The sequence below is a fragment of the Streptomyces sp. NPDC111606 genome (assembly GCF_055656945.1).
In genome coordinates, this window is the sequence record NZ_JBVKBY010000011.1 from 290,459 (window position 1) to 308,452 (window position 17,994).

Annotated in this window: 16 protein-coding genes; 7 read left to right on the forward strand and 9 right to left on the reverse strand. The window is 70.9% G+C overall.

Annotated features, from left to right (window positions below):
* Positions 1–8 precede the first annotated feature (8 nt).
* Together ACZ7M7_RS34255 and ACZ7M7_RS34260 are read right to left on the reverse strand one after the other, a co-directional pair.
* Entirely contained in the window at positions 9–149 is a 141-nt protein-coding gene (locus tag ACZ7M7_RS34255; RefSeq protein ID WP_107083653.1) for a hypothetical protein, read from the reverse strand.
* A gap of 259 nt (positions 150–408) precedes the next feature.
* Complete coding sequence (locus ACZ7M7_RS34260; protein ID WP_383607475.1) at positions 409–966, reverse strand: GNAT family N-acetyltransferase; 558 nt, start codon at positions 964–966, stop codon at positions 409–411.
* Between the two features lie 84 nt (positions 967–1,050).
* On the opposite strand from ACZ7M7_RS34260, the gene ACZ7M7_RS34265 reads away from it, so the two are divergent.
* Positions 1,051–1,257 carry a DUF5988 family protein gene (locus ACZ7M7_RS34265; RefSeq protein WP_383607476.1) on the forward strand — a complete coding sequence of 69 codons (207 nt, stop codon included), beginning with the start codon at positions 1,051–1,053 and terminating at the stop codon, positions 1,255–1,257.
* A 67-nt stretch (positions 1,258–1,324) separates the two neighbouring features.
* On the opposite strand, the gene pruA is transcribed toward ACZ7M7_RS34265, so the two are convergent.
* Both pruA and ACZ7M7_RS34275 read right to left on the reverse strand, forming a co-directional pair.
* On the reverse strand, positions 1,325–2,956 hold the full coding sequence (gene pruA / locus ACZ7M7_RS34270) for an L-glutamate gamma-semialdehyde dehydrogenase (protein WP_472123737.1): 1,632 nt from the start codon (positions 2,954–2,956) through the stop codon (positions 1,325–1,327).
* 33 nt (positions 2,957–2,989) lie between these two features.
* Entirely contained in the window at positions 2,990–3,916 is a 927-nt protein-coding gene (locus tag ACZ7M7_RS34275) for a proline dehydrogenase family protein (protein ID WP_369273588.1), read from the reverse strand.
* Positions 3,917–4,089: 173 nt separating this feature from the next.
* Here ACZ7M7_RS34275 and ACZ7M7_RS34280 point away from each other — a divergent pair, with 173 nt between their 5' ends.
* The 5 genes from ACZ7M7_RS34280 to ACZ7M7_RS34300 all read left to right on the forward strand — a co-directional run bounded on the left by ACZ7M7_RS34280 (position 4,090) and on the right by ACZ7M7_RS34300 (position 10,389).
* The gene (locus ACZ7M7_RS34280) at positions 4,090–5,328 is read left to right on the forward strand and encodes a PucR family transcriptional regulator (RefSeq protein ID WP_472123739.1); all 1,239 of its coding nucleotides are present in this window, start codon (positions 4,090–4,092) and stop codon (positions 5,326–5,328) included.
* A 134-nt stretch (positions 5,329–5,462) separates the two neighbouring features.
* Positions 5,463–6,962, forward strand: coding sequence for an ABC transporter substrate-binding protein (locus ACZ7M7_RS34285; RefSeq protein WP_472123742.1), 1,500 nt, complete (start codon positions 5,463–5,465; stop codon positions 6,960–6,962).
* Between the two features lie 17 nt (positions 6,963–6,979).
* Positions 6,980–8,728 (forward strand): ABC transporter permease subunit, encoded by a 1,749-nt coding sequence (locus ACZ7M7_RS34290; protein WP_472123745.1) that lies wholly within the window; start codon positions 6,980–6,982, stop codon positions 8,726–8,728.
* On the forward strand, positions 8,718–9,683 hold the full coding sequence (locus tag ACZ7M7_RS34295) for an ABC transporter ATP-binding protein (protein ID WP_472123748.1): 966 nt from the start codon (positions 8,718–8,720) through the stop codon (positions 9,681–9,683). The genes ACZ7M7_RS34290 and ACZ7M7_RS34295 overlap by 11 nt, the downstream gene beginning before the upstream one ends.
* Positions 9,676–10,389 carry an ATP-binding cassette domain-containing protein gene (locus tag ACZ7M7_RS34300; protein WP_472123751.1) on the forward strand — a complete coding sequence of 238 codons (714 nt, stop codon included), beginning with the start codon at positions 9,676–9,678 and terminating at the stop codon, positions 10,387–10,389. The genes ACZ7M7_RS34295 and ACZ7M7_RS34300 overlap by 8 nt, the downstream gene beginning before the upstream one ends.
* Here the strand turns inward: ACZ7M7_RS34300 and ACZ7M7_RS34305 are convergent.
* On the reverse strand, positions 10,343–10,921 hold the full coding sequence (locus ACZ7M7_RS34305) for a TetR/AcrR family transcriptional regulator (protein ID WP_383628569.1): 579 nt from the start codon (positions 10,919–10,921) through the stop codon (positions 10,343–10,345). The genes ACZ7M7_RS34300 and ACZ7M7_RS34305 overlap by 47 nt on opposite strands.
* 83 nt (positions 10,922–11,004) lie before the next feature.
* Between ACZ7M7_RS34305 and ACZ7M7_RS34310 the strand changes: the two genes are divergently transcribed.
* Positions 11,005–12,561 (forward strand): MFS transporter, encoded by a 1,557-nt coding sequence (locus tag ACZ7M7_RS34310; protein ID WP_472123754.1) that lies wholly within the window; start codon positions 11,005–11,007, stop codon positions 12,559–12,561.
* Between the two features lie 20 nt (positions 12,562–12,581).
* On the opposite strand, the gene serA is transcribed toward ACZ7M7_RS34310, so the two are convergent.
* The 4 genes from serA to ACZ7M7_RS34330 all read right to left on the reverse strand — a co-directional run bounded on the left by serA (position 12,582) and on the right by ACZ7M7_RS34330 (position 17,932).
* Positions 12,582–14,171 carry a phosphoglycerate dehydrogenase gene (serA, locus tag ACZ7M7_RS34315; RefSeq protein WP_328879025.1) on the reverse strand — a complete coding sequence of 530 codons (1,590 nt, stop codon included), beginning with the start codon at positions 14,169–14,171 and terminating at the stop codon, positions 12,582–12,584.
* 230 nt (positions 14,172–14,401) lie between these two features.
* Complete coding sequence (ilvC, locus tag ACZ7M7_RS34320) at positions 14,402–15,400, reverse strand: ketol-acid reductoisomerase (RefSeq protein ID WP_328879026.1); 999 nt, start codon at positions 15,398–15,400, stop codon at positions 14,402–14,404.
* Positions 15,401–15,529: 129 nt separating this feature from the next.
* The gene (gene ilvN, locus ACZ7M7_RS34325) at positions 15,530–16,054 is read right to left on the reverse strand and encodes an acetolactate synthase small subunit (protein ID WP_030051183.1); all 525 of its coding nucleotides are present in this window, start codon (positions 16,052–16,054) and stop codon (positions 15,530–15,532) included.
* A 21-nt stretch (positions 16,055–16,075) separates the two neighbouring features.
* Positions 16,076–17,932, reverse strand: coding sequence for an acetolactate synthase large subunit (locus tag ACZ7M7_RS34330; RefSeq protein ID WP_383607487.1), 1,857 nt, complete (start codon positions 17,930–17,932; stop codon positions 16,076–16,078).
* Positions 17,933–17,994 lie beyond the last annotated feature (62 nt).

The window sequence follows — 17,994 nt, forward strand, 5'->3', positions numbered from 1 at the left end:
GCGGAGCGCTACGCCGCCTGGTGGCCGGTGGCTCCGCCGTTGTCCCTGCGGTCGAGGGCGCGCTGGAGGGCCGCGGCGGCGTTCTTGCGGTCGGACTCGCTCGTGCGGGAGAGGTGACGGACTCGGCGGCGGGCGGTCGTCTCGGCCATGGAAATCGACTCCTTCGACAATCCGGGAGTGCAGACAGGGGATACGAGACGCCGGATGGGGCGGGGAGCGGTGCCGCAGGGGTTGCCTGCAAGGGGCCCGGCTCACGACCGCCATTCGCTTGATCGAGCGAGACGTTCGGCTTCTACAAAGCTAAGGGAGGACGGCGCGTCTGTCTCCACAATTACTCGGACTTCCTACTATCTGAGACGGCCGAGTAGGTCACACCCCACTGACCTGGGCTTTCCGTCATCGCCCCCGTCAGAGCACGTCCCCGTCCCGCCAGTCGAAGACCAGCTCGAAGGCGGGGTCGAGCACACCCGCGAGCGCGGGCCGCACGAACGTCGTGCCCTCCTCGTCCGGCAGATGCACGACGCCCTCCGGTCCCAGCGCGCAGACCCGCCCGCGCCACACCTCCCAGCCGCGAGCGGCGTACAGCGCGGCCCCCTCGTCGCTCGCGGACAGCATCCCCGCGTCGTACGCCCGGTCGATCACCCGCTCCAGCTCCGCCATCACCCGGCCCCCGAGCCCGCCCCGCCGCGCATCGGCCCGCACGGCGACCGCCTCGACGTAGCCGACGCGCAGCCACCGGTCCCGGTACCGCACCCGCCGCATGATCACCGAACCGTGGGCGACGATCCGCCCGGCGTCGTCCTGGACGAGGGCATGCATGCCGCCGAGCCCGTGCTCGAAGTCCTCGTCGGAGAAGTCCCCCTCGAAGGCGTCGTCCAACAGGGCGCGGATCTCGCTCAGTTCGGCGGGGGTGAGGTCGGCGGTGTGCGCGGTGCGCGGGGTGCCCGCCGGTGCGTCGGTGGTCATCCCACCAGTATTCGGCATCGCCCACTCGGCTGATCCTCCGCGCCGCCCGGGAGACGGAGTCACGTCGAGGGGAACGGTGAGGTCATGAACGACACGTCGAAAGTGTTCCTCGAGGGCGGCCCCGAGGATCTGCCCGAGCGGATCGTCGGGGCCCCGTCCCCCGGTCCGGATGTGAAGATCAAGCTCCGCGGTGGATACGAGCACTTCAGGCCGACCTCGCGCCAGGAGAACACCCCGGAGGGCGCGCTGCCGGTCTACGAGTGGTGGGAGCGCACGGAGATCGCCGAGTAGCGCACTCGCCCCGCACGGCAAAGGGCCGGGTCCGTCAAGACCCGGCCCTTTGCGTTGAGTTGGGGTGTCAGCCCATGTGCGGGTACGCGTAGTCGGTCGGCGCGACCAGCGTCTCCTTGATGGCGCGGGTCAGCGTCCAGCGCATCAGGTTCTGCGGGGCGCCGGCCTTGTCGTTGGTGCCGGAGGCGCGGCCACCGCCGAAGGGCTGCTGGCCGACGACGGCGCCGGTCGACTTGTCGTTGATGTAGAAGTTGCCGGCCGCGTAGCGCAGCTTGTCCATCGTGTACGCCGCAGCCGCCCGGTCGCCCGAGATGACCGAGCCGGTCAGCGCGTAGGCGGACACCGACTCCATCTGCTCCAGCATCTCGTCGTACTTGTCGTCCTCGTAGACGTGCACGGCGAGAAACGGGCCGAAGTACTCGGTCGTGAAGACCTCGTTCTCCGGGTCGGTGCACTCGACGACGGTCGGACGGACGAAGTAGCCGACCGAGTCGTCGTAGGAGCCGCCCGCGACGATCGTGCAGGTCGGGTCCTGCTTGGCCCGGTCGATCGCCGCCTTGTTCTTGGCGAACGCCCGCTCGTCGATGACCGCGCCGACGAAGTTCGACAGGTCCGACACATCGCCCATGGTGATGTAGTCGACCTCCGCCGCGAACTCCTCCTTGAAGCCGGAGTTCCAGATCGACGCCGGGATGTACGCCCGGGAGGTCGCCGAGCACTTCTGGCCCTGGTACTCGAAGGCACCGCGGGTCAGGGCGGTCTTCAGCACGGCCTTGTCGGCGCTCGGGTGGGCGACGACGAAGTCCTTGCCGCCGGTCTCGCCGACGATACGCGGGTAGGAGCGGTACTTCTCGATGTTGTTGCCGACCGTCTTCCACAGGTACTGGAAGGTCTTGGTCGACCCGGTGAAGTGGATGCCAGCGAGGTCGCGGTGCTCCAGGGCGACCTTGGACACCTCTATGCCGTCACCGGTGACGAGGTTGATGACGCCCTTGGGCAGACCGGCCTCTTCCAGCAGCTGAAGCAGCAGCACGGCGGCGTGGGTCTGCGTCGGGGACGGCTTCCAGACCACGACGTTGCCCATCAGCGCGGGCGCGGTGGGCAGGTTGCCGGCGATCGCCGTGAAGTTGAACGGCGTGATCGCGTAGACGAAGCCCTCCAGCGGGCGGTGGTCGAGGCGGTTCCACACGCCCGGGGAGTTCGCCGGGGGCTGCTCGGCAAGCAGGTCACGGGCGTACTTGACGTTGAAGCGCCAGAAGTCGACCAGCTCGCAGGGCGTGTCGATCTCGGCCTGCTGGGCGGTCTTCGACTGGCCGAGCATGGTGGAGGCGGCCAGCGTCTCGCGCCACGGGCCGGACAGCAGCTCGGCGGCGCGCAGGATGATCGCCGCGCGGTCGTCGAAGGACATCGCACGCCAGGCCGGCGCGGCGGCGAGGGCCGCGTCGATGGCGTCCTGGGCGTCCTGCCGGGTGGCGTTGCCGTAGGTGCCGATGCGGGCCTTGTGGTTGTGCGGCTGCACGACGTCGACGCGCTCGCCACCGCCCAGCCGTCGCTCGCCGCCGATGGTGCACGGCAGGTCGATCGGGTTCTCGGCCAGCTCCTTGAGCTTGACCTCCAGCCGGGCGCGCTCGGGCGAGCCGGGGGCGTAGCCGTGCACCGGCTCGTTGACGGGGGTGGGGACCTGGGTCACAGCGTCCATGAGTTCCGTAACTCCTTACTGAGCGGTGGTGGTTCAGCCCTTGGTGATCATGCTTCGTACGAAGAACCGCAGGTTGGCGGGCTTCTCCGCGAGCCGGCGCATGAAGTAGCCGTACCAGTCGGTGCCGTACGCCGTGTAGACGCGCATGCGGTGGCCCTCCGCGGCCAGCCGCAGATGCTCGTCGCTGCGGATCCCGTACAGCATCTGGAACTCGTACTCGTCCAGCTTGCGCCCGGCACGCCGCGCGAGCTCCTGGGCGATGGAGATCAGTCGCGGGTCGTGGGAGCCGATCATCGGGTACCCGGCACCCTCCATCAGAACCTTGAGGATCCGGACGTACGCCTTGTCGATCTCTTGTTTCTGCTGGTAGGCGACCTCGGCGGGCTCCTTGTAGGCGCCCTTCACCAGGCGCACCCGGCTGCCGTTCGCGGCGAGACGGCGGGCGTCGGCCTCGGTGCGGAAGAGGTAGGCCTGGATGACGCAGCCGGTCTGCGGGAAGTCCTTCCGCAGCTCCTCGTGGATGGCGAACATCGAGTCGAGGGTCGTGTGGTCCTCCGCGTCCAGCGTGACCGTCGTACCGATGGCGGCGGCGGCCTCGACGACCGGGCGGACGTTGGCGAGCGCGAGCTCGTGTCCGCCCTCCAGCGCCTGGCCGAACATGGAGAGCTTGACGGACATCTCGACGCGCTCGCCGAGCTCGAGGTCCTTGATCCGGTCGACGAGCGCCAGGTAGGCGTCCCGCGCGGCCTCGGCCTGCTCGGGGCGGGTGATGTCCTCGCCGACGACGTCCATCGTCAGCTCCAGGCCGTTGCCCGTGAGCTCCTCGATGATCGGCACGATCTCGTGGACGGTCTCGCCGGGGATGAACCGGTCGACGACCTGTTTGGTCACCGGGGCCGCCGAGATCAGGCGTCGCATCCGGTCGCTGCGCGACGCGGCGAGAATCACGGGACCCAGCACGGGGCACCTCCACAAACACTGCCGAATGACGGCCGACTCCCCGGTAAGTGATGTTCCGGGTACGGCACGGAGAACCACCGTGAAACCTAAGGATCCCTCCGAACGGCGGCCATCGACAGCTGTCACGCATCCGTGCCTCAGATCTCAGACAGATGTATGAAGGCTGCGCGAAAATGCGGGAGAATGCCCGGGTGACGCCGGAATTCAAGGACCACAAGGACCACAAGGACGACTACCAGGAGCTGGTCGACGAGATCTCCGAGCTCCTGGGCGCGCCCGCCACGCTGGAGAACCGCGACTTCGAGCTGATCGCCTTCGGCGCCTACGACAGCGAGGGCGATCTCGACGCGTCCGCCCTGGATCCCGTACGTGCCCGCTCGATCCTGACGCGGCGCTCCACGGCGGCGGTGCGGACGTGGTTCGAGGGCTTCGGCATCACCCGGGCGACAGGCCCGGTACGCATCCCGCCCACCCCGGAGGCGGGCGTCTACCGGGGACGCGTCTGCCTCCCCGTACGCCATCGAGGGGTGGTCCTGGGTTACGTCTGGCTCCTGGACGACGATCCGGGCCCCACGGACCAGCAGTTGTCGGCCGCCATGGAGGTGACCGCCCGGATCGGCGCACTGCTCGCCGACGAGGCGCAGCACGGGGCGGATCTGAGCCGGGAACTGCGGGCCGCGCTGACCGCGGAGCGGGGCTGGCAGGGGGACCAGGCGCTGGCGGCCCTGCGCACGGCCCTCGGCCCGCGCGGCGAGGGCACGCACACCGTGGTCTGCGTGGCCCCGTGGCCGTCCGCCGACCCCGACGACGCCCCGTCCGTCCGTACGGTGCCGCACGCGACGGCGCTGTGCACGGTGCCGTGGGGCGGGGGCACCTCCCACACTCTCAAGGCGGTGGGGGAGAGCGGCCAGAGCCTCGCCATCCTCGTCCGGCTGCGCTCGCCGGAGGTACGGACGCCGGCCCAGGCGGCGGCGTCCCGGCTGCTCAAGGAGGGCGCGGTACAAGCAGCCGCCGGCATCGGCGCACCCCGCTCCGGCCTCGCCGACCTCGCCGCCACCTGGCAGGAGGCATCGGCCGCGGCCCGCGCCGCCCTGGCCGAACCCCGCCTCGGCCCGGTCGCCGAGTGGGCGCACATCGGCCCGTACCGCCTGCTGACGTCCCTCCCCCCGGACGCCGCCCGGGACCCCGCCATCACGCAGCTCCTCTCCCCCACCCACCACGAACTCGCCCGCACCGCCGAGATCTACCTCGACCGCGCGGGCCAGGCCGGCCGCACCGCCGCCGAACTCGGCATCCACCGCCAGACCCTGTACTACCGCCTCTCCCGCGTCGAACAAATCACGGGCCTGGACCTGGACGACGGGGAGGACCGGTTGCTGCTGCATATGGCTTTGAAGGGCGCACGCCTGTAGATCGAGCACGTCATCGGCGCCATTGGCGTCATCTCCCAGGGCTGACGGTCCACTCCCAGCTATTGGAAATGATTGTCATCATGCTACGGTCACGGCAACCGCTCTCTTGACCACCCTTTTACCCGGAGGGCCCCGTGCGCCTGCCCACCCGCCATCTGCTCCCCGCCGCCGCCCTCACCGCGGCCTCCGCGCTGCTCACCGGCTGCTTCGCCGGTGCGGAGTCCGCCGAGGACGTGGGGGCCGGTGGCAAGCGCGTCCGGGTCGCGATGATGCAGCCCCCGCGCTCCGGGCTGTCCCCGCTGTCCGACGACGCGTTCAAGCTGTCGCGGTGGTCGACCGCCGAGACCCTGGTGAAGCTCGACGAGGACGGCGACGCGCAGCCCGCGCTCGCCACCGAGTGGGAGCAGTCCGGCCGTACCTGGACCTTCGAGATACGCGACGGCGTCACCTTCCACGACGGCACGAAGCTCACCGCCGAGGCGGTCGCCAACTCCCTCACCAGGGCCGCCACCGCCTCCCCCAAGCCCCGCATCCTCGACGGCGTCGACCTGACCGCCAAGGCCACGGACGCCGACACCCTCACCGTCACGACAGCCGCCGAGGACCCCCTGGTCCCGCAGCGCCTCAGCTCCCCGCAGTTGTCTGTCCTGGCCGCCAGGGCGTACCGGGGGAAGACGGTCGACCCCGTCGGCGCCGGCACCGGCCCCTTCGAGCTCACGAAGGTCAACGGCACCGCCTCCGCCGCCCTCGACCGCTACGACGCCTACTGGGGCGACAAGGCCCAGGCACCCGGGATCGACGTGACCTTCGTCCCCGACGGCACGGCACGCGCGGCGGCACTGCGCAGCGGCGAGGCCGACATCGTCGAGGCGATACCGGTGTCGCAGGCCGCGGTCCTCGACCAGGATCTGATCACCGAGGTCCCGATGCCGCGCACCAACACGCTGTACCTGAACACCGGGAAGGGCCCCTTCAAGGACGCCTCGCTGCGGGCGGCGGCCCGCGAGGCGATCGACGCCGAGGCACTCGTGAAGGGCGTCTACGAGGGCCGCGCCGACGTCGCCGAAGGGCTGCTGGGGCCTGCCCTTCCCTGGGCCGCCGAGTTGCGCGGGCCGGTGCCGCGGGGCGCCGAGGCCGGGGCGCCGGACGGCGAGGCGATCACCATCGGGACGTACACGGACCGGGCCGAGATGCCCGAGGTCGCCGCCACGCTGCAACAGCAGCTCCAGAAGGCCGGGTTCAGGGTGAAGCTCGACGTCCGCGAGTACACCAACATCGAGGCCGACGCCCTCGCGGGCAGGTTCGACGCCTTCGTCCTCTCCCGCGCCACCGTCCTCGACTCCGGCGACCCGGCCGCCTACCTCTACAGCGACTTCGCGTCCGACGGCACCTTCAACCTGTCCCGGTTCGCGGACCAGGACGTGGACGCGGCCCTGAAGAAGGCCTCCGACACCGAGGTGGGCGATGACCGCCGCGCGGCGGTCATCGCGGCCGAGGCCGCCGTGCTCGCCGCGGACGCGGCCGTGCCGATGCTCCACGAGCGGGTGATCCAGGGTGACGCCGCCGGTGTCGTCGACGCCGCCCACGACCCGCGCGAGCGGGAGCTCGTCACGGCGGACACGTACGTCAGGTGAAGCTCCGTCTGCGTCAAGTGCAGTCCACCGCACGGAAGTCGATCGGCCCCGCCGCCCTGACCCGCCTCGTCTGCCTGGTCGCCGTCCTGGCCACCGTCGGCCTGCTCCCCTGGCTCTCCCACCAGGACCCGGCGCTCACCGTGTTGCGCGCCCGGTCGGCCGAGCGGGAGGCGACCGACGAGGCCCTGTCCGCGATCCGCGAGGACCTCGGCCTGGACGCGGGCCCCCTTTCCCTGCTGGGGAGTTGGGCCTCGGACCTGCTGCGCGGCGACTTCGGCACCTCCTGGGTGTCGGGCACCGACGTGCTGCCGTCCGTCGTCGCCGGCCTCCAGGTGTCGCTGGGCCTGATGGGCGCGGCGCTCGGCGTGGCGGTCACCCTGGCCGCCTTGCTGGTGGCGCCGGTGCTGGTGCGCGGTCGCGGGTCGGCCGGTGCCTTCGCCGCCATGCTCGCCGCCGTACCGGAGTTCCTGCTGGCCACCGTCGCACTGCTGGTCTGCGGGGTGTGGCTGGGCTGGCCGCCGACGGCCGGCTGGGCGGGCCCCGCGTACCTGGTGCTGCCCGCGCTCGCCCTCGGCGTCCCGGCGGGCGGCCTCCTCGGCCGGCTCGTCGCGGACGCGCTGCCCGCCGTCCTCGACGAACGGTGGGTGGAACTGTGGCGGGGCGCGGGAGTGAGCCGTACGGCGATCTCGGCGGCCGCCCTCAGGCGCGTACTGCCGTCACTGGTACCGCAGTTCGGCATGGTCGCCGTCGGCCTGACCGGCGGCGCGGTCGCCGTGGAGCTGGTGTTCGCGGTGCCCGGCATCGGCCGTACCGCTCTGGGCGCGGCCAAGTCGCAGGACCTGCCGCTGCTCCAGGGCTCGGTGCTGGCACTGCTGCTGCTCGGCCTGGTCGCCGGCGCGGCCGCGTCGCTCACCCGGCGCCGGCTGCTCGGCCCCGCCCTGCGGGACGCCGGACTGACACTGCCCCCGGCCCGCCCGGTCCGTACCCACCCGGCGACCCCGTCGGCACTGCTCACGGTCCTCGCCGTGACCATCGGCTGCGGCCTGCTGCGCGACCCGTACACGGTCGATACGGCCGCCCGCCTCGCCACCCCCTCCTGGGCACACCCGCTCGGCACCGACGCCCTCGGGCGTGACGTGCTCGCCCGGCTCGGGCACGGGGCCGCTTCGACCGTGGGCACGGCCGCCGCCATCTGCGCGCTGAGCCTGCTCCTCGCGCTCGCGCTGGGCTTCCTGCCCGGCATCGCGGCGGGCTCCGCGGACATCGCCAACGCCCTGCCCCCGGTGGTCGTCGGCATCCTCGTCGCGGCGGCGACCGGCCCCGGCGCCGGCGGCGCGGCCCTGGCCGTCGCGCTGATCTCGTGGCCCGCGCTGTCCGCGCACGCGGCGGCCCTGGTGCAGGAGGTACGCGCGTCGGCGTTCCTCACCGCCCAACGGGCCATGGGCGCGACCCCGTTCTGGATCCTCACCCGGCACGTCCTGCCGTCCGTCGCCGTCCCGGTCGCCCGCCACGCCCTGCTGCGCCTGCCCGGTATCGCCCTGGCCCTGGCCTCCCTCGGTTTCCTGGGCCTGGGCGCGCAGCCGCCGGCGCCCGAGTGGGGCCTGCTGCTTGACGAGTCCCGCGCCTACGTCGAACGCGCGCCGTGGGCGGCCCTCGCCCCGGCCGTCGCACTGGCCCTGCTGGCGGGGCTGGCGGTGACGGGAGCGGCGGCGGTACCGGGCCGGGGAGCGCGTGCCGTACGCAAGGAGGCCCCCGTTGCAGCCTGAGAAAAGCCCCGAGGTGCTCCTCTCGGTACGCGAGCTCCGTATCGCCTTCGACGGCGTCGAGGCCGTGCGCGGCCTGTCCTTCGATGTCCGCCCGCGCGAAGTCCTCGCGATCGTCGGCGAGTCGGGGGCGGGCAAGTCCCTCACGGCACGGGCACTGCTGGGCATGCTGCCGCGGGGCGCGACGACGGGCGGGACGATCGAGCCGGATCTCTCGGCCCACCGCGGCCGCCGCATCTCGCTCGTCCCGCAGGACGCCCTGTCCGCCCTCTCCCCCGTGCACCCGGTCGGCGACCAACTCGCCGCCGCCGTACGCTCGGTGGCCCGCGTCTCCCGCAAGGAGGCCCGGGCCCGGGCGGTCGCCGCACTCGACCGGGTCGGCATCCGGGACGCCGCCCGCAAGGCGCGGGCGTATCCCCACGAGTACTCCGGCGGCATGCGGCAGCGCGCGGTCATCGCCATGGCGACGATCAACGAGCCCCACGTAGTCGTCGCCGACGAACCCACCACCGCCCTGGACGAGGAGCACCGCGACCAGGTGCTGCGGGTGCTCGCCGAGCGACGGGAGGCCGTCGGTGCCGCGCTGGTCCTGGTCACCCACGACATGGACGTTGTACGGGACCACGCGGACCGCGTGCTGGTCATGTACGCGGGACGTCTCATCGAACTCGGCCCGGCGGCCGAGGTGCTCGGCCGCCCCCGCGCCCCGTACACGGCAGGTCTGCTGGCCTCCCTCCCCCAGCACGCACCCCCCGGCCGCCGCCTCACCACCCTGCACGGCACCCCACCCGCCCCGGGCACCCTCCCACCGGGCTGCGCCTTCGCCCCGCGCTGCCCGTCGGCGGCGGATCCCTGCCATCGGACGGAACCAGCACCGCAGCACGTGGAGGGACGCCTGGTCGCCTGCCACCGATGGCCGGAACTCCCGTATCCGGCATGGGAGTTGTTCCATGAGTGACGCTTTGCTGGACGTCCGCGAGCTCGTGGTCCGCCACGGCGACACGACCGCCGTCGACCACGTCTCCTTCGCCCTGGCCGCCGGCGAGACCCTCGCCCTGAACGGCCCCTCCGGCTGCGGCAAGTCGTCGACGGCCCTGGCGGCGCTGCAGCTGCGCCGCTCGGATGCCGGTGAAGTCCGCTTCGAGGGACGCGAGTTGACGGCCCTGACCGAAGCCGAGCTGCGCCCGATCCGCCCGCGCATGCAGCCCGTCTTCCAGGACCCGTACGGCTCCCTCAGCCCCCGCCACCGCATCCGTGACGCGGTGGCCGAACCGTTGCGGGTGCAGGGCCGCTGGAACGCCGCCGACGGTCCCGCGCGCGTCGCCGAACTCCTCGACCGGGTCGGCCTGGACCCGTCGTACGGCGACCGCCGCCCGCACGAACTCTCCGGCGGTCAGTGCCAGCGCGTCGGAATCGCCCGTGCACTGGCCTCACAGCCCCGCCTGCTGGTTCTCGACGAACCGGTCTCGTCCCTCGACCCGTCGGCGCGCGCCGGCGTGCTGAACCTGCTCGCCGAACTGCAGGACGATCTCGGCCTCGGGTACCTGTTCATCTGCCATGACCGGGCGGTCGTACGGCACTTCGCGGACCGGGTGATCGAGATGCGGGACGGGCGGGTCACTTCCGAGTGGCGGCCTCGATCACCTGGCGCAGGCCCTCGCTGAGCTGATCCGCGTCGGGCGCGGTCTTCGGGTCGAACGTCCACTGCGCGATGAGACCCGTCATCAGGGTCACGTAGAACCTGCCGAGGGTGTCCAGGCTCTCGTCCGGGACGTCCTCCTCCCGTCCGCCCATGAGCAGCGGAATCAGTCCGCGACAGGCCTCCCGCTGAGCCAGCGCCAGATGGTCGCGGACTTCCGGCAGTTGGTCGCCCATCACGACGATCTCCATACTGAGCCGCCACATGGAGCCGGGCCCGCTCATGGTGCCGATGATGTTCGACCACACCTCACGGAACCGTTCGATCGAGCCGGGCTCGGCCGTGATCCCGGTGGCGCCCTCGAAATCGTCGCCCATCCCCTCGACCAGCGACACATAGGCCTGGGCGAGCAGCGCGTCCTTCGAGCCGTAGTGATAGCCGATCGAGGCCAGGTTGGTCCCCGACTCCTTGACGATGTCCCGCGCCGTCGTGCGCGCGAACCCCTTGTCGAGCAGGCAGCGCTTGGCGCCCTCGAGCAGATCCTCACGGTGTCCCATGCCTCCACCCTACCGCCGATCCATACAACCGTCCTATACAGCCGTTCTAGACAAGCGTTTAAGACGCGCGTACATTCACCGCCATGACAACGAACCCGACGAGCACCACCACGCCTCCTTCCCCCGGCGCCGGACGCCGCGAATGGACCGCTCTCGGCGTGCTGATGCTGCCGCTGCTGCTGGTCTCGATGGACGTCTCCGTCCTCTACTTCGCCGTCCCGTCGATCAGCGCGGACCTGGAGCCGAGCGGCACCCAGCAGCTGTGGATCTTCGACATCTACGCCTTCGTGCTGGCCGGCCTGCTGATGACGATGGGCTCGCTCGGCGACCGCATCGGCCACCGCCGGCTCCTGCTGATCGGCGCCGCCGCCTTCGGCACCGCCTCGCTGCTGGCGGCGTACGCGAACAGCGCCGAGATGCTGATCGCGGCCCGCGCGGTCCTCGGCATCGGCGGTGCGACCCTGATGCCGTCGACGGTGGCCATGCTCCGCACGATGTTCACCGACCCCGCCCAGCGCGCGAAGGCGATCGGCGTGTGGTCCGGCGTGATGACCGCCGGGATCGCCCTCGGCTCGGTGATGAGCGGCGTGCTGGTCGAGCACTTCTGGTGGGGCTCGGTGTTCCTGGTCAATCTGCCCGCGATGGCGCTGCTGCTGGTCCTCGGCCCGCTGCTGCTCCCCGAGTCGAGGAGCTCTTCCCCCGGCCGCTTCGACTGGCTGAGTGTCCCGCTGTCGATGGCGGCGGTGCTCCCCGTGATCTACGGCCTGAAGGAGATCCCCTCCGAGGGCTTCGACGTCCGCTACGTCGTCTCGATCACCGTCGGCCTGCTGTTCGCGACGCTCTTCGTGCACCGCCAGCGCACGGCCGTCTCACCGATGATCTCCCCGGCCCTGTTCCGGGGGCGGGGCTTCGCGCCGTCGGTCGTCCTGAACCTGGTCTGCATGTTCGGGGTGATGGGGTCGGCCTACTTCACCACGCAGTACTTGCAGTCGGTGCTGGGCAAGGGTGCGCTGGAGGCGGCCCTGTGGGCGCTGCTGCCGTCGGTGCCGATCGGCGTGGCGGGGCCGGTCGCGACCCAGCTGGTCCAGCGGGGCGTCAATCGTGCCTACGTCGTCACGGCGGGCTTCGCGATCTCCGCGGCCGGGTTCGCGCTGCTCGCCCTCGCCGGGACGGACTCGCTGTGGCTGGTGCTGACCTCGTGCGCGGTCCTCGCCGTCGGGGGCGTCATCGTGATGTCCCAGATCATGGACCTCGCGCTGGGCACCGCCCCGGTGGAGCGGGCAGGCTCGGCGTCCTCCCTGATGGAGACGGCCGGCGAGTTCGGCGGTGCCATGGGCATGGCGCTGCTCGGCTCGATCGGTACGGCGGTCTACCGCCACGAGATCCCCGCGTCGGCACCGGACGTGGCCCACGAGACGCTGGGCGGAGCGCTGGCGGTCGCCGACCGGGTGCCGGGTCTGGCCACACTCGCCCGGGAGGCGTTCACCAGCGGGATGCAGGGGGCGGCGATCGCGGGCGCGGTCCTGCTGGCGGGGGCGGCGGTGCTGGCCGCGGTCACGCTGCGCCGGGCCGAGCTCCGGGAGCCGGCATGCGAAACGCCGGACGAGCCGAGCAAGCTCAGCGCGTCCGGCGTTCGATAGGCCTCGGTGTGCGACGGGCCTCAGGCCAGGTTCACCGCACGGGCCGACGTCGCCCCGATCTCCTCGGCGACCTCGGTCAGCACCCCGGCGGGCACCGTGTCGTCGACGGTCAGGACGGCCAGCGCCTCGCCACCGGCGACGGCACGCGAGACCTGCATGCCGGCGATGTTGATGCCCGCCTCGCCGAAGACCCGGCCGACCGTGCCGACGACACCCGGACGGTCCTCGTACCTCAGGACGACCATGTGGTCGGCGAGCGCGAGATCCACGTCGTAGTCGCCGACCGCGACGATCTTCTGCAGGTGCTTGGGGCCGGCCAGCGTGCCGGACACCGACACCTCCTCGCCGCCCGCGAGCGTGCCGCGCACGGTGACGACGTTGCGGTGGTCGGTGGCCTCCGAGCTGGTCGTCAGCCGCACCTCGACGCCGCGCTCCTGGGCGAACAGCGGGGCGTTGACGTACGACACCGTCTCGTCGACGACGTCCTCGAAGACACCCTTGAGGGCGCTGAGCTCCAGCACCTTCACATCGTGCTGGGTGATCTCGCCGTACACCTCGACGTCGAGGCGGACCGCGACCTCGCCGGCGAGCGCCGTGAAGATGCGGCCCAGACGCTCGGCGAGCGGCAGACCCGGCTTGACGTCCTCGGCGATGACGCCGCCCTGGACGTTCACCGCGTCGGGCACGAGCTCACCGGCGAGGGCGAGGCGCACCGAGCGGGCCACGGCGATACCGGCCTTCTCCTGCGCCTCGTCGGTGGAGGCGCCGAGGTGCGGGGTGGAGACGACCTGGTCGAACTCGAACAGCGGGGAGTCCGTGCAGGGCTCCTTCGCGTACACGTCGAGACCGGCGCCGGCGACCCGGCCCTCCTTGAGGGCGGAGTACAGCGCCTCCTCGTCGACGATCCCGCCGCGCGCGGCGTTGACGATGCGCACGCTCGGCTTGACCTTGCGCAGCGCCTCGTCGCCGATCAGGCCGAGGGTCTCGGGGGTCTTGGGCAGGTGGACGGTGATGAAGTCGGAGACCTCGAGCAGCTCGTCCAGCGACAGCACCTTGACGCCCATCTGCGCGGCCCGCGCGGGCTGCACATAGGGGTCGTAGGCGACGACCTTCATGCCGAAGGCCGACATGCGCTGCGCGACGAGGGCGCCGATGCGGCCCAGACCCACGACACCGAGGGTCTTCTCGGCCAGCTCGACACCGGTGTACTTGCTGCGCTTCCACTCGCCGTTCTTCAGCGCGGCGTTGGCCTGCGGGATGTTGCGGGCGGTGGCGAGCAGGAGACCGCAGGCGAGTTCGGCGGCGGTCACGATGTTCGAGGTGGGGGCGTTGACGACCATGACGCCGGCCTTGGTGGCGGCGGAGACGTCGACATTGTCCAGGCCGACGCCGGCTCGTGCGACGACCTTGAGCTTGCGCGCGGCTGCGACGGCCTCGGCGTCGACCTTGGTGGCGGAGCGGATCAGGATCGCGTCCACGTCGGCGATGGCCGGGAGCAGGGCGGCTCGGTCCGCTCCGTTGCAGTGGCGGATCTCGAAGTCGGGGCCAAGAGCGTCAACGGTGGCGGGCGACAGCTCTTCAGCGATGAGTACGACGGGTTTCGAGCTCACGTGAGTCCTCACATGTCCAATGCGGACGGCCGTCCCGACGGCCGCAGGCGGTGGAGGGTACTGGCCGCGTGGAAGACGCACGACGCTGTGGGCCTGACGCGTATGTTGTGCGCCAGTGTAGTGGCGCGGCGGAAGTCGTCTTACGCCTCCGCGGAAGGATCACTCGTCCGTGGCTGGACGAGGTGGACAACGGGGCCGGAGCAGCTGCTCCGGCCCCGTGGCCTTGAGGCTTACGCCTCCTCGTTCACCCAGCTCATGAGCTTGCGCAGCTCCTTGCCGGTGGTCTCCAGCAGGTGCTCGGAGTCCTGCTGCTTGTACTCGTTGTACTTCTTCAGACCGCCGTGGTACTCGTCCATCCAGGCCTGGGCGAAGGTGCCGTCCTGGATCTCGGCGAGGACCTTCTTCATCTCGGCCTTGGTGGCGTCCGTGATGATGCGCGGGCCGGTGACGTAGTCGCCCCACTCGGCGGTCTCGGAGATCGACCAGCGCATCTTCTCCAGGCCGCCCTCGTACATGAGGTCCACGATCAGCTTCAGCTCGTGCAGGCACTCGAAGTACGCGATCTCCGGCTGGTAACCGGCCTCGGTCAGCGTTTCGAAACCGGCCTTGACCAGGGCGGCCGTACCACCGCAGAGGACGGCCTGCTCACCGAACAGGTCGGTCTCGGTCTCCTCGGTGAAGGTCGTCTTGATGACGCCGGCGCGGGTGCCGCCGATGCCCTTGGCGTACGACAGGGCCAGCGCGAAGGCGTTGCCGGAGGCGTCCTGCTCGACGGCCGCGATGCACGGAACGCCGCGGCCCTCCTCGTACTGGCGGCGCACCAGGTGGCCCGGGCCCTTCGGGGCGACCATGCAGACGTCCACGCCGGCCGGGGGCTTGATGAAGCCGAAGCGGATGTTCAGGCCGTGGCCGAAGAACAGCGCGTCGCCGTCCTTCAGGTTGTCCTTGATGTGGTCCTCGTACACCTGGGCCTGGATCGGGTCCGGGACGAGGATCATGATGACGTCGGCCTCGGCGGCGGCCTCCGACGGCGTCACCACGCGCAGGCCCTGCTCCTCGGCCTTCGCCTTGGACTTGGAGCCCTCGTGCAGTCCGACGCGGACGTCGACACCCGAGTCACGGAGCGACAGCGCGTGGGCGTGGCCCTGGCTGCCGTAACCGATGACCGCGACCTTGCGGCCCTGGATGATGGACAGGTCGGCGTCGGCGTCGTAGAACAGCTCGGCCACTTTGGGTTCTCTCCTTGGTGTGCAGGTGTTGCGTCCCACCGTATGACGGGGGGCGGAAGGGAAGTTTCGGGGTCTCGCCATACGGGCGCTGTCCGGACGGCCGGTGTCACCCGGCCGTCCGAACGCGTCCTAGGCCGAGCGGTCGAGCGCGCGCAGTGAGCGGTCCGTGATGGAGCGGGCGCCGCGGCCGATCGCGATCGTGCCGGACTGGACGAGCTCCTTGATGCCGAAGGGCTCCAGCATCTTCAGCATGGCCTCCAGCTTGTCGCTGGAGCCGGTGGCCTCGATGGTGACGGCCTCCGGGGAGACGTCGACGGTCTTGGCGCGGAACAGCTGGACGATCTCGATGATCTGGGAGCGGGTCTCGTTGTCGGCGCGCACCTTCACCAGAACGAGTTCGCGCTGAACGGCCGAACCCGGCTCCAGCTCGACGATCTTCAGCACGTTGACGAGCTTGTTGAGCTGCTTCGTCACCTGCTCCAGCGGCAGGTCCGCGACGCTCACCACGATGGTGATGCGGGAGATGTCGGGGTGCTCGGTGACGCCGACCGCGAGCGAGTCGATGTTGAAGCCGCGGCGGGAGAACAGGGCGGCGATCCGGGCCAGGATGCCGGGCGTGTTCTCCACCAGGACGGAGAGCGTGTGCTTGGACATGATCTTTTACGTCTCTCTCGCTCAGTCGTCTTCGTTGTCGCCGAAGTCGGGGCGGACGTCCCGGGCGGCCATGATCTCGTCGTTGGAGGTGCCGGCGGCGACCATCGGCCAGACCATCGCGTCCTCGTGGACGATGAAGTCGACGACGACGGGGCGGTCGTTGATGGAGTTCGCCTCTTCGATGACCTTGTCGAGGTCCTCCGGCGACTCGCAGCGGATCGCGTAGCAGCCCATGGCCTCCGACAGCTTCACGAAGTCGGGGACCCGGGTGCCGGCGCTCGGCTGCTTGCCGTCCGCCTCCGGGCCGCTGTGCAGCACGGTGTTGGAGTAGCGCTGGTTGTAGAAGAGGGTCTGCCACTGGCGGACCATCCCGAGGGCGCCGTTGTTGATGATGGCGACCTTGATCGGGATGTTGTTCAGGGCGCAGGTGGTGAGCTCCTGGTTGGTCATCTGGAAGCAACCGTCACCGTCGATCGCCCAGACCGCCTTCTCCGGCGCGCCGGCCTTGGCGCCCATCGCGGCCGGAACGGCGTAGCCCATCGTCCCGGCACCGCCGGAGTTCAGCCAGGTGGCCGGCTTCTCGTACTGGATGAAGTGCGCGGCCCACATCTGGTGCTGGCCGACGCCCGCGGCGAAGACCGTGCCCTCCGGCGCGAGTTGACCGATGCGCTCGATGACCTGCTGCGGGGACAGCGAGCCGTCGCCGGGCTGGTCGTAGCCGAGCGGGTAGGTGTCGCGCCAGCGGCTCAGGTCCTTCCACCAGGCGCTGTAGTCGCCCTGGTGGCCCTCGGCGTGCTCCTTCTGCACGGCCTGGACCAGGTCGGCGATGACCTCGCGGGCGTCACCGACGATCGGCACGTCGGCGTCGCGGTTCTTGCCGATCTCGGCCGGGTCGATGTCGGCGTGGACGATCTTGGCGTACGGGGCGAAGCTGTCCAGCTTGCCGGTGACGCGGTCGTCGAAGCGGGCTCCGAGGGCGACGATCAGGTCGGCCTTCTGCAGCGCGGTGACGGCGGTGACCGCACCGTGCATGCCCGGCATTCCCACGTGCAGCGGGTGGCTGTCGGGGAATGCGCCGAGCGCCATCAGGGTGGTGGTGACGGGCGCTCCGGTGAGTTCGGCGAGGACCTTCAGCTCGGCGGTGGCGCCGGCCTTGAGGACGCCGCCGCCGACGTAGAGGACGGGCCGCTTGGCGGCGGTGATCAGCTTGGCGGCCTCGCGGATCTGCTTGGCGTGCGGCTTGGTGACGGGCCGGTAGCCGGGCAGGTCCATCACGGGCGGCCAGGAGAACGTGGTCTTCGCCTGCAGGGCGTCCTTGGCGATGTCGACCAGCACCGGGCCCGGGCGGCCGGTGGAGGCGATGTGGAACGCCTGCGCGATCACCCGCGGGATGTCCTCGGCCTTGGTGACGAGGAAGTTGTGCTTGGTGATCGGCATCGTGATGCCGACGATGTCCGCCTCCTGGAAGGCGTCCGTACCGATCGCCTTGGAGGCCACCTGTCCGGTGATCGCCACGAGCGGCACCGAGTCCATGTGTGCGTCGGCGATCGGCGTGACCAGGTTGGTGGCGCCGGGTCCCGAGGTGGCCATGCAGACACCGACCCTGCCGGTGGCCTGCGCGTAGCCGGTGGCGGCGTGACCTGCGCCCTGCTCATGGCGGACCAGGACGTGGCGCACCCTGGTGGAGTCCATCAGCGGGTCGTACGCCGGAAGGATCGCACCACCCGGAATGCCGAATACCGTGTCGGCGCCGACCTCCTCGAGCGAACGGATGAGGGACTGCGCACCCGTGACGTGCTCGGGGGCGGACTGGTGTCCTCCGGATCGGGGCCGGGGCTGCGGGTGATGGGCCCCGGTGGCCTGCTCGGTCATCGGCATTCTCTTCTCGATGCTGAGGGTTTTTGCGAAGTTTGAGCGGAGTTTCGGTGCTGCACGACAGG